Genomic DNA, 11,715 nt, shown 5'->3' on the forward strand with positions numbered 1-11,715 from the left:
CGGTGGACCCACGATTCCTCTTCTCCGGCGTCACGTCCGATGACGCCGGCGTGCGGCGCGGCGGCGTGGCGGTGCTGCCGGTGGGCAGTTTCGAGCAGCACGGGCCGTTCCTGCCGCTGGCGACCGACACCATCGTCGCCACCGCGATCAGCGACCGCATCTGCCACGACCACCAACTGTTCCCGCTTCCGCCGATGACGATCTCGTGTTCGCACGAGCACGCGGGCTTCCCGGGGACGGTGAGCATCAGCGCCGTCACCCTGCACTCGGTGATCGGTGACATCTGGCGCTCGCTCGCCCGTGACGGCTGGGCCGGGCTGGTGGTGGTCAGCGGTCACGGCGGCAACTACGTGCTGTCGAACGCGGTGCAGGAGCTGAACGTCGACGGTCCCCGGATCGTCCTCTTCCCCACGTCCCTCGACGTCGCGGCCGCCTGCGACGATGCCGCGCTCTCGACGCGCGCCGGCCACACCGACATGCACGGCGGCGAGTACGAGGTCTCGCTGCTTCTGCACCTCCATCCCGAGCTGGTACGGCCGGGCTACGAGGAGACCGACTGGGAGACCGAGGAGTGGCGCGGCGGGCTGCTCACCCGGGGCATGCGCGCGTACACCCCGCACGGGGTGATCGGACGCCCGTCGGCCGCCACGGCGCAGAAGGGCGAGCGGATCCTGGCGAGCCTGAGCGCGTCGCTTCCGCAGCGCCTCGCCGACCTCGCCGAGACGCCGTGATCGAACGGGCCGCGTACGGGCACGTGCTGTTCGACTTCGACGGCGTGCTGTGTGACAGCGCCGCGCTGAGCGTCCGGATCTATCGCGAGCTCCGCGACGAATTCCCCGACCTGCCGGAGGTCGGCAGCGTGACCGACCTGAACTGGGTCTGCGCCGGGCCTCCGGGGACGTGGCTCGCGCCCTGGCTCGGCGTCGACCGCGCAAACGCGTTCTGGCGCTGCCACGAGGCCCGGATGACCGACCTCGCCACCGAGCTCGGGCTGTTCCCGCACATCGGCGATCTCCTGCTGGCGCTGCCGGCGGGCAGCGTGTCGATCGTCACCGGCGCGCGGGCGCAGCGGGTGCGTCAGGTGCTGACCCGGTGCGTCGGCGGTGTTCCAGCGTCGGTCGCCTCCATCGCGGGTGCCGAGGACACCGGCGGCAAGGTCGAGAAGGTACGGCGTCTGCTGGCGCGTCGGTCGCCGGTGCCGTCCGTGTACGTCGGTGACACGGCGGCTGACATCATCTGCGGCCGGGCGGTGCCGGTCGACGTGGTGGCGGTCGGCTACGGATACCAGGTGGCACGGGCGCTCGACGAGCACCGGCCGACCTGGCACGTGGAGTCGCCGGAGCGGCTGGCCGCCTGCGTCCGGAGCTGGCACCGCGGGCCCTTGGCCGACATGCCGTAGAGCCGCACGACGCCCCGACCGTCGGCGTCCGCGACCGACGGGCCGGGCCGATCCTCGGCGGGTCCGAGTGTTTCTCGCCGACCCAACAGAGCACCACCGGGGCGCGCGCCCGGCGCACCTACCCCAGCCGTACGCCGGCGAGCAGGTCGTCCACGAAGGCGGGTCCGCTGCCTGCCGGGGGGACGATCTGTGCGTACACCAGGGCGGGGCGGCCGGGGTGCAGGGCGGCCGACTCGATGATCTGCGGGCGCCCCTGCTCGCAGCGGTACGCCACCACCGTCCACTCGACGCCCGCCGGCCGGCTGGTGCGGGCCGGCGCCGGCACGCAGTCGCCGTGCGTACGCTCGGCCAGGAACCCGGCCGGCGTGGTGCGGGCCGCCGTGCTGCCGGACAGGCCCACGAACGCGCCCGGCAGACGAGGGTCGACAGCCCACCGGCGGGGTTGCGGCGACATCACCAGCGCCGGTTCCGGGTCGCCGTCGGCACCGTACTGGCCGGCCCAGGTGGCACCCGTGGCGGACCAGCCGGGTGGCAACGCCACGGTCAGCGGCCCGCTCGTGTACGTGCCGTCGACCGGCCGACCCGACCCGCCGCCACCCGGCTCGGCGCCCACCGCACCCACCGCGGCGATGGCCAGGGCGGCGGCCCCGGCCGGCCACCACCGGCGGCGGTCCCCCACTCGGGGTGACGGTTGCCGGGCGGGCGCGGTCGCCGCGACCGGGTCGCTCGCGCGTTTCGACACGACCGGCCGCCGCGCCGGCCCGCTCCCGTCGGTCGCCGCGACCGGTCGCCCCGCCGCACGGCTCGCGCGCCTCAACGCGGCGTGCAGGGTCGCGGCGTCGGCGTAGCGGTCGGCCGGGTGGTGGGCGGTGGCTCGGACGAGCACCGCCGCGACCGCCGGTGGCACGTCCTCCCGCAGGCGGACCTCCGGGACGTGCCGCGGCGGGTCCGGGCGGGCCGGACCCGCACCCAGCGGGTCAGGCCGGGCCGGACCCGCACCCAGCCGGTCGGGCCGGGCCGGACCCGCACCCAGCCGGTCGGGCCGGGCCGGACCCGCGCCCAGCGGGTCGGCGGCGAGCAGCCGGAGGCCGAGCCGGCCGAGCCCGTACACGTCGGCGCGGGTGTCCACCACCGCGCCCGGGTCGTCCTGCTCGGGGGCCATGTAGCCCGGGGTACCCGCTCGGGCGGTCAGCCCGGAGGCGGCGGCGAGCGCCTTGGCGAGACCGAGGTCGGCGATCAGCACCCGTTCGGCGTCCGGGTCGTCCGGCCCGGCGGAGCGGAACAGGATGTTGCCCGGGGTGAGGTCACGGTGCACGACGCCGTGCCGGTGCAGCACGGCGACCCCGGCGCAGATCTCGCCGAGCAGCCGCAACGCCACCGGCACGGGAATCTCACCGGTGGCCAGGCGGTCCCGCAGGCTCCCCCCGTCCGCCCAGGCCAGGACCGCGTACGGTCGGCCGTCGGGCAGCTCACCGACGGCGTGTACCCGCACCAACCGCTCGTGCTCCAGCCGCCGCAGCAGGCGGGCCTCGTCGCGGAAGCGTTCCCGGACCCGCAGGTCGTGGCTCCAGTTCTCGGCCAGCACCTTGATCGCCACGTGCGCGTCGAGCGCCGGGTCGTAGCCCAGCCAGACGGTCGCGAACGAGCCGACGCCCAGCAGACGTTCGATGGTGTACGGCCCGATTCGCAGCGGAGCGGTCACCGTGTCACCCCCGGCGGGCACGGTCGGTCGGCGTCTCTCTGCACAGTAGACCGGTCGGTCGGGAACCCGACGAACCGTTGGCCCCGGCGCGGTGACTAACAGGGCAGGAGACCCATCACCGAAGGAGCCACCATGAACCGTCCCACGATCCTCCTCACCACCGCCGCGTTGGCGTTCGGCACGCTGGCCCCGGTGGCCGTCGCCGGTCCGGCGGCGGCGGCACCCCGGGCCGGCGGCACGGCACCTGCCTCGGCGCGCGGCCCGCTCGCCGCCGCGTTCGGGCACAGCCACCCGCAGGTGCTCAGCGTCGCCGGCGCCGGCGTCTACCGGATCGGCGCCAGCCTGCGCACGCTCACCACGAACGGACACATCGACTGGACCGCGCCGGGCTGCGGCGGGGTGGTGCACGCGGGCGTGACCGGTTCCTGGGCCGGCGTGCTCCTGCTGGCCTTCCGCGACGGGCGACTGGTGGAGGTCGGTACGGCCACCGCACCGCCGCGCTCCCCCGCCGGTGCCACGGTCGGGATGTCGTTCGACGAGTTGGAGGCGATCTACGGCCGGCGGGGCTCGCTGGTCCGCAACGACGCGGGGGACGCCGAGGCGTACCTCGTGCGGGTCGGCTCGCGGGTCGAGCTGTTCACCGGGCATCCGATCCGTCCGGGCGTGGGCTACTTCCAGGTCGGGCCGGCCGACTTCGTCGAGCGGAACTTCCGCCAGGGTTCGGCCTGCTGATCGGGGTCAGGCGGCGGGGCGTCCGGTTCGTGCCGGGCGCCCCGCATGCTGTCCGGCGCACGGATCTGTGAGCGGCACGATGATGTCGCGCTCGACAACACTGTGTGGCACACACTATGGTGTGACACATGGTTAGCGAGGACGTTCTACGGACGCACCTACAGGAGTTGCGTCGAGGCACCGTCGTGGTGGCCAGCCTGGTCGCGCTGCGTCGACCGGACTACGGCTACGCACTGCTGCAACGGCTCACCGACCACGGCTTTCCGGTGGACGCCAACACGCTCTACCCGCTGCTGCGCCGCCTGGAGGACCAGGGGCTGCTGACCAGCGAGTGGAACACCGAGGAGAGCCGGCCGCGCAAGTTCTACCGGACCAGCGACGAGGGCGAGTCGATGCTGAGCCGGCTTCTCGACGACCTCGCCGCCGTGCAGACCTCCATCACCGGGCTGATCCAAGGAGTGGACCGATGAACACCCTGACCAACCGCTACCTCGCCGCCACCCTGCGCTCGGTGCCCGCCCCGCGTCGCGACGAGATCGCCACCGAGCTGAGGGCCTCCATCGACGACATGATCGAGGGCCGGACCGACGGTGGCGCGGACCCCGCCACCGCCGAGCGGGAGGTGCTCACCGAGCTGGGCAACCCGGACGTGCTGGCCGCCCGGTACGCCGACCGCCAGCTACAGCTCATCGGGCCGACCTACTACCTGCTCTGGCTGCGGCTGTTGAAGCTGCTGCTCAGCTTCATCCCCGCGCTCGCCGGCACGATCGTCACCGTCGTCGAAGCCGCCAGCGGCAAGGGTTTCGGCGCCATCGGGCCCGGCCTCGTCGTCGCCCTGCACGTGACGGTGCACATCTGCTTCTGGCTCACCCTGGTCTTCGTCCTCATCGAGCGCTCCCAGTCAGGTGTGGACGTGCCGGAGTGGAGCCTCGACGATCTGCCCGACGCTCCGGTGCGCCGGGGCATTCCGCTCGCCGACACCATCGCGTCGGTGGTCATGTCGGTGGCGACCATCGGATACCTCGTCCTACAGCACTTCCAGTCCTGGGTGCACGCCACCGACGGCGACAACATCCCGATCCTCGACCCGGCCCTGTGGGGTTTCTGGCTGCCGGCGCTGATCGTCGTGCTGGTCGCCAGCGTGATCTTCGAGGTCGTCAAGTACCGGATCGGGCGCTGGACCTGGGCCCTGTTCGGCACCAAGGCGCTGCTCAACCTGGCGTTCGCGGTGCCGCTGGTGTGGCTGGCGCTCACCGACCGGCTGCTCAACCCGGCCCTGGGCGTGCGCCTGAACTGGCTGGCCGAGGCGGACAACCGCGACGCCCTCGGCCTGGCCATCGCGCTGGGCGCGGCCGTGGTCGTGGTCTGGGACCTGATCGACACCGCGATCAAGACCCGCCGTCAGCCGGCGTGAGCGAGAACCCACCCGGCGGCCCGACGCGTGTCCCGCGTCGGGCCGCCGCCCGTGGGCCGGATCCGGCCGGCACCGGTCCGCCCGCCCGACGGCCGTGCCGGGTGGCGTGGCATCGTTCGGGGATGACCGTGGGGCAGCCGGAGGAGTGGCGCCGTCCGGGTCCGACGGCGGAGCAGCGCCGCAACGACCTGTGGATCGGCCTGGGGGTGACCGGGCTGGCACTGGTGAGCCTCACCCTGGCCCGCAGCGCCGGGGCGTTCCTGCTGGGCCCGCCGCCGTCCGGGCCCGAGCAGCTCTTCTGGACCGTCGCGGTGACGCTGCCGCTGATCTGGCGGCGGCGCTGGCCGGCCGCGACCCTGCTGATCGTCGCGGTGGTGTTCGTCGCCGCGCAGGCACGATCGGCGCCGGAGACCCAGTTCTCCGCCTGGGCGTTGTTCTGCGTCCTCTACACCGCGGGCGCCTGGGGGCAGGATCATCGGCTGGCGCAGCGGCTGCGGATCGGCGTGATCGTCGCGATGTTCGCCTGGCTGGGGGTCTACTACGCCGTGACGATCGACCACATTCCTCCCGACGCGTTCGACGACGCGGTCGGTCCGGTGCCACCCGTGCTCGCCGCGATGGTCAACGGTGTGCTGGTCAACGTGCTGACGCTCGGCTTCGCCTACTTCTTCGGCGAGACCGCCTGGGTGGCCGCGCGCCGCGAACACGAGCTGCGTGCCCAGGCCGAGGACCTGCGTCGGTCGCAGGCCGAGTCCCGGGAACGGGCGGTGCTCGGCGAACGGGTCCGGATCGCCCGGGAGCTGCACGACGTCGTCGCCCACCACGTGTCGGTGATGGGGGTCCAGGCGTCGGCCTGCCGCCGGGTGTTCGACCGCGACCCCGGCAAGGCCCGCGCCGCGCTCACCGCCATCGAGCACAGCGCCCGCACCGCTGTCGACGAGCTACGCCGGATGCTGGGCGTGCTGCGGACCTCCGGCACGGCCGACGCCGCGCCGCCGGCCGCCGGCGACATCGACCGGATCGGCGAGCTGGTCGAACGGGCCCGGGCCGCGGGCCTGACGGCAACCCTCGGGGTGTACGGCGACCCGGTCACGCTGCCCGAATCCGTCTCGCAGGCGGCCTACCGAGTGACGCAGGAGGCGGTGACCAACACGTTGAAGCACGCCGGGGCGGACCTGCTGGACGTGCGGGTCCGCTACCTGGCTCGGGAGGTGGAGGTCGACGTGACCGACGACGGACGAACCGGCGGTCGAGCCGACGCCGTCGGACTGGGCCTGATCGGGATGCGCGAACGGGTCACCGCGCACGACGGCGACCTGGAGGCCGGGCCGCGTGTCAGCGGCGGATGGCGGGTCCGCGCCCGCTTTCCACTCGCCCCGGCCGACCCGCCGGTCCGCACGCAGCGGGAGCCGAGCGACGAGCGACAGCCGGCCGCCTACACCAACCGCTCGGCATGAGCGCCGCGCCAGCCCACGAGACGTCGGCCACGGGTCGGACCGTCCGGGTGCTACTCGCCGACGACCAGCACCTCGTCCGCACCGGCTTCCGGGTCATCCTGGAGGTGGAGGACGACATCGAGGTGGTCGGCGAGGCGGCCGACGGCGAACGGGCCGTCCGCATGACCCGAGCCACCCGCCCCGACGTCGTACTCATGGATGTGGAGATGCCCGGGATGGACGGCCTGGAGGCCACCCGGCAGATCACCGCCGACGGGCCCGGTGGGCCGGCGGTGCTGATCCTCACGACCTTCGACCGCGACGACTACCTGTTCGCCGCGCTGCGGGCCGGGGCCAGCGGTTTCCTGTTGAAGAACGGCACACCGGAGGAACTGATCGAGGCGATCCGGGTGCTGGCCAGGGGCGACGGCCTGCTCGCCCCGGAGATCACCCGTCGGGTGATCTCCACGTTCGCCCGCCCCGGAGACCCGGCGGGCACCGCCCACCGGGGACCGGAGGCGGACGCCGCACTGGCCGGGCTGACCCCACGGGAACGGGAGGTGCTGGTGCTGCTCGCCGCCGGATCGAGCAACGCGGAGATCGCCGCGAGCATCCACCTGGGCGAGGCGACGGTGAAGACCCACGTGAGCAGGGTGCTGGCCAAGCTCGGCCTGCGCGACCGGGTGCAGGCTGTGGTGTTCGCGTACGAGAACGGGGTGGTCCGGCCGGGCGGCTGACCGCCATCCGCCGCGCGACGGACCGTCCGCTCACCCACCGGGCGGACGGCGGGACACGCCGTTCGTTCTAGCGTGGACGGGTGACCAGAACGCTTCGCCTCGACGGCGTCGACCGCAGCTTCGGCGACCGGCAGGTGCTCAAGAACGTGTCCTTCGAGGTGGCGGCCGGTCGGATGACCGGCTTCGTGGGCGCCAACGGCGCCGGCAAGACCACCACCATGCGCATCATCCTGGGTGTGCTCGCCCCGGACGCCGGCGAGGTGAGCTGGGGCGGCACCACGCTCACCCGACAAGACCGGCGGCGCTTCGGCTACATGCCGGAGGAGCGCGGCCTCTACCCGAAGATGACCACCCGGGAGCAGGTGACCTACCTGGGACGGCTGCACGGTCTGGACGCCCCCGCCGCGCGGCGGGCCACCGACGCGCTGCTGGACCGCGTGGGGCTCGGTGAACGCGGCGACGACCTGCTGGAGACGCTGTCGCTGGGCAACCAGCAACGCGCGCAGATCGCGGCCGCGCTGGTACACGACCCCGAGGTGCTGGTGCTCGACGAGCCGTTCTCCGGCCTCGACCCCCTCGCCGTCGACACCGTCGTCACCGTACTGCGGGAACGTGCCGCAGCCGGAGCGCCGGTTCTCTTCTCCAGCCACCAACTCGACGTCGTGGAGCGCCTCTGCGACGACCTGGTGATCATCGCGGACGGGGCGATCCGGGCCGCCGGCAGCCGCCAGCAGCTGCGCGACTCGTACACCGTGCCCCGCTTCGAGCTGGTGGTGGCGACCGACGCCGGCTGGGTACGCGACGAACCCGGCGTGACTCTTGTCGAGCTGGACGGGCCGCGTGTGGTCTTCGACCTGCCGGCCGGCGCCGACGAACAACCCGTGCTGCGGGCGGCCCTCGCGCGGGGTCCGGTCCGCACCTTCCGCCCGGTCAGCCCCTCGCTCACCGAGATCTTCCGAGAGGTCACCCAGTGAACATCACCCAGGCCACGAGGCTGGTCGCCGAACGGGAGATCCGGGTCAAGCTGCGCGACCGCACCTTCCTGTTCGGCACCCTCTTCTTCCTGCTGATCGCGGCGGCGGGCACCATCCTGCCGCCGCTGCTCTCCGGCGGGCCGTCCACCGTGGCGGTGACCGAGAGCGCCGCCGGTCCGCTGCGCGCCGCCGGCCTGGAGGTCCGGGTGGTCGGAGACGACCGGGCCGCCGAGCGGGCCGTCCGCGACGACGACGTGGACGCCGCGGTGGTCGCCGGCCCGAAGGTGCTCGCCATGGAGGAGGCCCCGGACGACGTGGTCCGGGCGTTGAGCAGCGCGCCCTCGGTGCAACTGCTCGACCCGGACGCGGTCGACCCCGTGGTGGCGTTCCTGGTGCCGTTCGTCTTCGCGTTCGTCTTCTTCATCACCTCGCAGACGTTCGGTGTGCAGATCGCGCAGAGTGTCATCGAGGAGAAGCAGACCCGGATCGTGGAGATCCTGGTGGCCGCCGTGCCGGTGCGGGCGCTGCTGGCCGGGAAGGTGGTGGCCGGCGCCATCCTGGCGTTCGCGCAGATCGCGTTGATCGCGGTGGTGGCGGTGATCGGGCTCCAACTCGGCGACAGCGGCGGCCTGCTCAGCCTGCTCGCCCCGGCGATCGGCTGGTTCGTGCCGTTCTTCCTGCTCGGGTTCATCCTGCTCGCGGCGATGTGGGCGGCGGCCGGCGCCCTGGCCAACCGGCAGGAGGACATCGCCGCCGTGTCGACGCCGGTGCAACTCGCCGTCATGATCCCGTTCTTCGCGGTGATCTTCCTGAACGACAACGACACCGCGATGCGGGTGCTGTCCTACCTGCCGTTCTCGTCGCCCACGGCCATGCCACTGCGGATGTTCACCGGTGACGCGGCCGGTTGGGAGCCGTTCGTCTCGCTTGTCATCCTGCTGCTCGCCGCAGGTGCGTTCCTGCTCGCCGGATCCCGGGTGTACGAGGGGTCGCTGCTGCGCACCAACGGGCGGACCTCCCTGCGGACCGCGTGGCGGGAGCGGGAGACGATCGGCTGAGCCGACGGTTCAGCCGCGGGCGTCGGTGTCCGGACCGGACGCCGACGCCCGTTCGGGGCTCAGCGGGCCGACGTCACCTGGTCCTCGGTCAGCGGGTGGGTGGCACCTCGTCCCAGCCGGCCGGCAGTGCGAGTGCCGACCAGGACGGGTCGGGCTGCCACGTCGCCCACGCCGGGTCCCACCAGCGCTCCCCCGCGTCGAGCAGCGCCGCGATCCGGTCACCCTCGGCCCGGATGGCATCCCCCATGCCCGGGTAGCGCCCCTCGACGAGGCGCTCGGCGAAGATCTCCACGTCCTTCCAGACGTAGGTGTCGGCGTCCGCGCCCCACCACAGGTCCAGCTCGTGGTCGAGAGTGTCCACCCCGATCGGCGTACGCCGGAACGGGTCCTGGAGGTTGAAATACCAGCCGGCGAAGTCGCGCCCGGGGCCGGCCCAGAACACGTCGACCGAGTGCGCCTCACCGGGGCGGTGCAGCATCAGCTTGCCGTGCCCCGACCAGGAGCGGTGCCCGGCGGTCTCCCACGGGTGCCGCCCGCACGGAAAGGCCCCGGAGGTCGGGAAGCCGAACTCGGCCCCCGGTGGAAGATAGAGGGCGAGCAGGTCGGCCGAGTCCTCGACGCAGATCGTCGGGCAGGCGAACCACACCTCGCCGCGCAGGATCTCGCGCCGAACGACCACGTCACCCGGTGCGAACCGGTCTGCCGCCACTTCCCCACCTCCACGTTCGACGCGATCGCCTGGTCGACTCCGCGGCAGCTTAAGTAAGATCAATCCAGTAGTCCAAGTCGACCAGGTCGGCACGCCTCACAATGTGTGCCACCTCCACCACCCGCTCACCGACGTACGTCTGTCGAGTGATCACTACTACGTGAACCCCGGCAGGAATGCGTAGGGCTTCGGCCTCATCAGGCGAAGGCAGCCTCCATCGTGGACGTTCACGGACGCCAGTGATGGTGTGCCCGAGGCTGTAGAGCTGCGACGTGTTGCCGCCCGGCCATGGCTCGTTATCAGGATCGGCAACCGGGGTGCCAGCGACCATGTCGAGCAGCAGGCATGAGACGGACATCTGTTGCGGCGCACCATGAGTGCGGAAGAGGAGGTGACGTTCGAGAAGCATCGTGCCTGGCTCTATGCCGAACAACTCTGCTACCGCCTCAGTAGCCGGCACCTCGCGGAAGTCCTTGTCCAGGCTGTACGCAGCCCAGTCGACCTGCTGATCGGCGGTGAAGGACGTACCGAGCTCACCACTACGAACCTGCTCAAGCTCCCTGCGGTACCGCTCAGAGGCGAGTCTCCGCACAGGCATCACCGGCCTGGCGTAGGTTCCACGTCCCACCTCGGTCAGGACCAAGCCCTCAGACCGCAGCAGCGCCAGGGCTTCACGAACGGTTCCCCGTGCGACTGAGAACTCAGCCATCAGGGTCGATTCACTGGGCAGCAAAGAGCCAGGTGGGATCACGCCAGCCTCGATGCGGCGGCGCAGCTCGTCGGCAACAAACCGGTATCGGCGGGGTGGTACGTGCGGGGTAGGCACGCCCGTCACCGTACTCCCGATCTTCTTGAGTGCTCGCTTGCCACGACACGAACACTACCCGTCTAGACAGGTTGCATAGACAGGCTTACGGTTGCGGGTGTGGCCGGCACGCAGAGTGATCTAGGGGTAGGCACTCCGTGTCGGCCACCCAAGGACTCTCGGGAGGCAGAACCGTGCGCCGTTGGAAGTGGTTTCAGAGACCTGATGAGCCGATCGACGTTGTCGAACGCTCCGCCTACCAGCCCGTAGCGTGCGTTTCTCCCGCGCCACCAGAGAAGCCGGATGAGGCCAGCACCAGACGACAAGCGCTCAAGCGTCACAACCAGCGAGACGGGCGGCACGATGCTTGAGGAGTATCGGCCCGAACCGCCTTTCACCGTGATCATGGCGGGGTTCATCATTGACCTTCACCACCGCAGACGTTGTCCGAGCTGCCTGCCCGTCGGCTTCTGCCCCAGGCTGAGCGAAGCAGGCAGGACTTTGAAGGTCTGGCGTGCAAGGAAGTGCGGATGAAGGCCGGTGACCTGCTACGGCTCGACCGGGCTGCAAGCATTCAGTTCATGATCCCCATCACCGTCCGAGTGATCAGGAAACTCGACTGGATCACCTATGACGGTTGGTGCTGGATTGACTGCTACGTGCGCCACGAGGCGCTATTCGATCGAGTGGAGGTGGGAGACCTGCACCGATGTCCTGTCGTGGTAGGGCATCGAAGCTGAGGGCAGTCT

General features: G+C 71.7%; 13 protein-coding genes. 10 read left to right on the top strand and 3 right to left on the bottom strand.

Annotation, left to right across the window (positions count from 1 at the left end):
• The first annotated feature begins 2 nt into the window (after positions 1–2).
• Positions 3–731: a creatininase family protein gene (locus tag ACGFIW_RS30950; RefSeq protein ID WP_393323272.1), complete on the top strand. Its 729-nt coding sequence runs from the start codon at positions 3–5 to the stop codon at positions 729–731.
• The gene (locus ACGFIW_RS30955; RefSeq protein ID WP_393323274.1) at positions 728–1,399 is read left to right on the top strand and encodes an HAD family hydrolase; all 672 of its coding nucleotides are present in this window, start codon (positions 728–730) and stop codon (positions 1,397–1,399) included. The genes ACGFIW_RS30950 and ACGFIW_RS30955 overlap by 4 nt, the downstream gene beginning before the upstream one ends.
• Positions 1,400–1,517: 118 nt before the next feature.
• On the opposite strand, the gene ACGFIW_RS30960 is transcribed toward ACGFIW_RS30955, so the two are convergent.
• Positions 1,518–3,101 (bottom strand): protein kinase, encoded by a 1,584-nt coding sequence (locus tag ACGFIW_RS30960; RefSeq protein WP_393323277.1) that lies wholly within the window; start codon positions 3,099–3,101, stop codon positions 1,518–1,520.
• Between the two features lie 132 nt (positions 3,102–3,233).
• On the opposite strand from ACGFIW_RS30960, the gene ACGFIW_RS30965 reads away from it, so the two are divergent.
• From ACGFIW_RS30965 to ACGFIW_RS30995, 7 genes are all read left to right on the top strand, one after another.
• Complete coding sequence (locus ACGFIW_RS30965; protein ID WP_393323280.1) at positions 3,234–3,833, top strand: hypothetical protein; 600 nt, start codon at positions 3,234–3,236, stop codon at positions 3,831–3,833.
• Between the two features lie 128 nt (positions 3,834–3,961).
• Positions 3,962–4,303, top strand: a complete 342-nt coding sequence (locus tag ACGFIW_RS30970) for a PadR family transcriptional regulator (RefSeq protein ID WP_110564981.1) — start codon at positions 3,962–3,964, stop codon at positions 4,301–4,303.
• Positions 4,300–5,247 (top strand): permease prefix domain 1-containing protein, encoded by a 948-nt coding sequence (locus tag ACGFIW_RS30975; protein WP_393323282.1) that lies wholly within the window; start codon positions 4,300–4,302, stop codon positions 5,245–5,247. The genes ACGFIW_RS30970 and ACGFIW_RS30975 overlap by 4 nt, the downstream gene beginning before the upstream one ends.
• Positions 5,248–5,369: 122 nt before the next feature.
• Positions 5,370–6,704, top strand: coding sequence for a sensor histidine kinase (locus ACGFIW_RS30980; protein WP_393323285.1), 1,335 nt, complete (start codon positions 5,370–5,372; stop codon positions 6,702–6,704).
• On the top strand, positions 6,701–7,420 hold the full coding sequence (locus tag ACGFIW_RS30985; RefSeq protein ID WP_393323288.1) for a response regulator: 720 nt from the start codon (positions 6,701–6,703) through the stop codon (positions 7,418–7,420). The genes ACGFIW_RS30980 and ACGFIW_RS30985 overlap by 4 nt, the downstream gene beginning before the upstream one ends.
• 80 nt (positions 7,421–7,500) lie before the next feature.
• Entirely contained in the window at positions 7,501–8,394 is an 894-nt protein-coding gene (locus ACGFIW_RS30990; RefSeq protein WP_393323291.1) for an ABC transporter ATP-binding protein, read from the top strand.
• Complete coding sequence (locus ACGFIW_RS30995; RefSeq protein WP_393323294.1) at positions 8,391–9,452, top strand: ABC transporter permease; 1,062 nt, start codon at positions 8,391–8,393, stop codon at positions 9,450–9,452. The genes ACGFIW_RS30990 and ACGFIW_RS30995 overlap by 4 nt, the downstream gene beginning before the upstream one ends.
• Positions 9,453–9,540: 88 nt before the next feature.
• Here ACGFIW_RS30995 and ACGFIW_RS31000 read toward each other — a convergent pair whose 3' ends face one another.
• Both ACGFIW_RS31000 and ACGFIW_RS31005 read right to left on the bottom strand, forming a co-directional pair.
• A complete protein-coding gene (locus tag ACGFIW_RS31000) occupies positions 9,541–10,161 on the bottom strand; it encodes a DUF402 domain-containing protein (protein WP_393323297.1) in 621 nt (206 codons plus the stop codon).
• 49 nt (positions 10,162–10,210) lie between these two features.
• Entirely contained in the window at positions 10,211–10,987 is a 777-nt protein-coding gene (locus ACGFIW_RS31005) for a GntR family transcriptional regulator (protein WP_393323300.1), read from the bottom strand.
• A 509-nt stretch (positions 10,988–11,496) separates the two neighbouring features.
• Between ACGFIW_RS31005 and ACGFIW_RS31010 the strand changes: the two genes are divergently transcribed.
• Positions 11,497–11,706 carry a hypothetical protein gene (locus ACGFIW_RS31010; RefSeq protein ID WP_393323303.1) on the top strand — a complete coding sequence of 70 codons (210 nt, stop codon included), beginning with the start codon at positions 11,497–11,499 and terminating at the stop codon, positions 11,704–11,706.
• Positions 11,707–11,715: the final 9 nt, after the last annotated feature.

The sequence above is a fragment of the Micromonospora sp. NPDC048935 genome, assembly GCF_043197875.1.
Classification (GTDB): Bacteria; Actinomycetota; Actinomycetes; order Mycobacteriales; family Micromonosporaceae; genus Micromonospora.

What these genes read in the sequence shown, in the direction of transcription:
- ACGFIW_RS30965 (WP_393323280.1), top strand. Translation starts at nt 3,234, where the DNA reads ATGAACCGTCCCACGATCCTCCTCACCACCGCCGCGTTGGCGTTCGGC.
- ACGFIW_RS30970 (WP_110564981.1), top strand. Translation starts at nt 3,962, where the DNA reads ATGGTTAGCGAGGACGTTCTACGGACGCACCTACAGGAGTTGCGTCGA.
- ACGFIW_RS30975 (WP_393323282.1), top strand. Translation starts at nt 4,300, where the DNA reads ATGAACACCCTGACCAACCGCTACCTCGCCGCCACCCTGCGCTCGGTG.
- ACGFIW_RS30980 (WP_393323285.1), top strand. Translation starts at nt 5,370, where the DNA reads ATGACCGTGGGGCAGCCGGAGGAGTGGCGCCGTCCGGGTCCGACGGCG.
- ACGFIW_RS30985 (WP_393323288.1), top strand. Translation starts at nt 6,701, where the DNA reads ATGAGCGCCGCGCCAGCCCACGAGACGTCGGCCACGGGTCGGACCGTC.
- ACGFIW_RS31010 (WP_393323303.1), top strand. Translation starts at nt 11,497, where the DNA reads ATGAAGGCCGGTGACCTGCTACGGCTCGACCGGGCTGCAAGCATTCAG.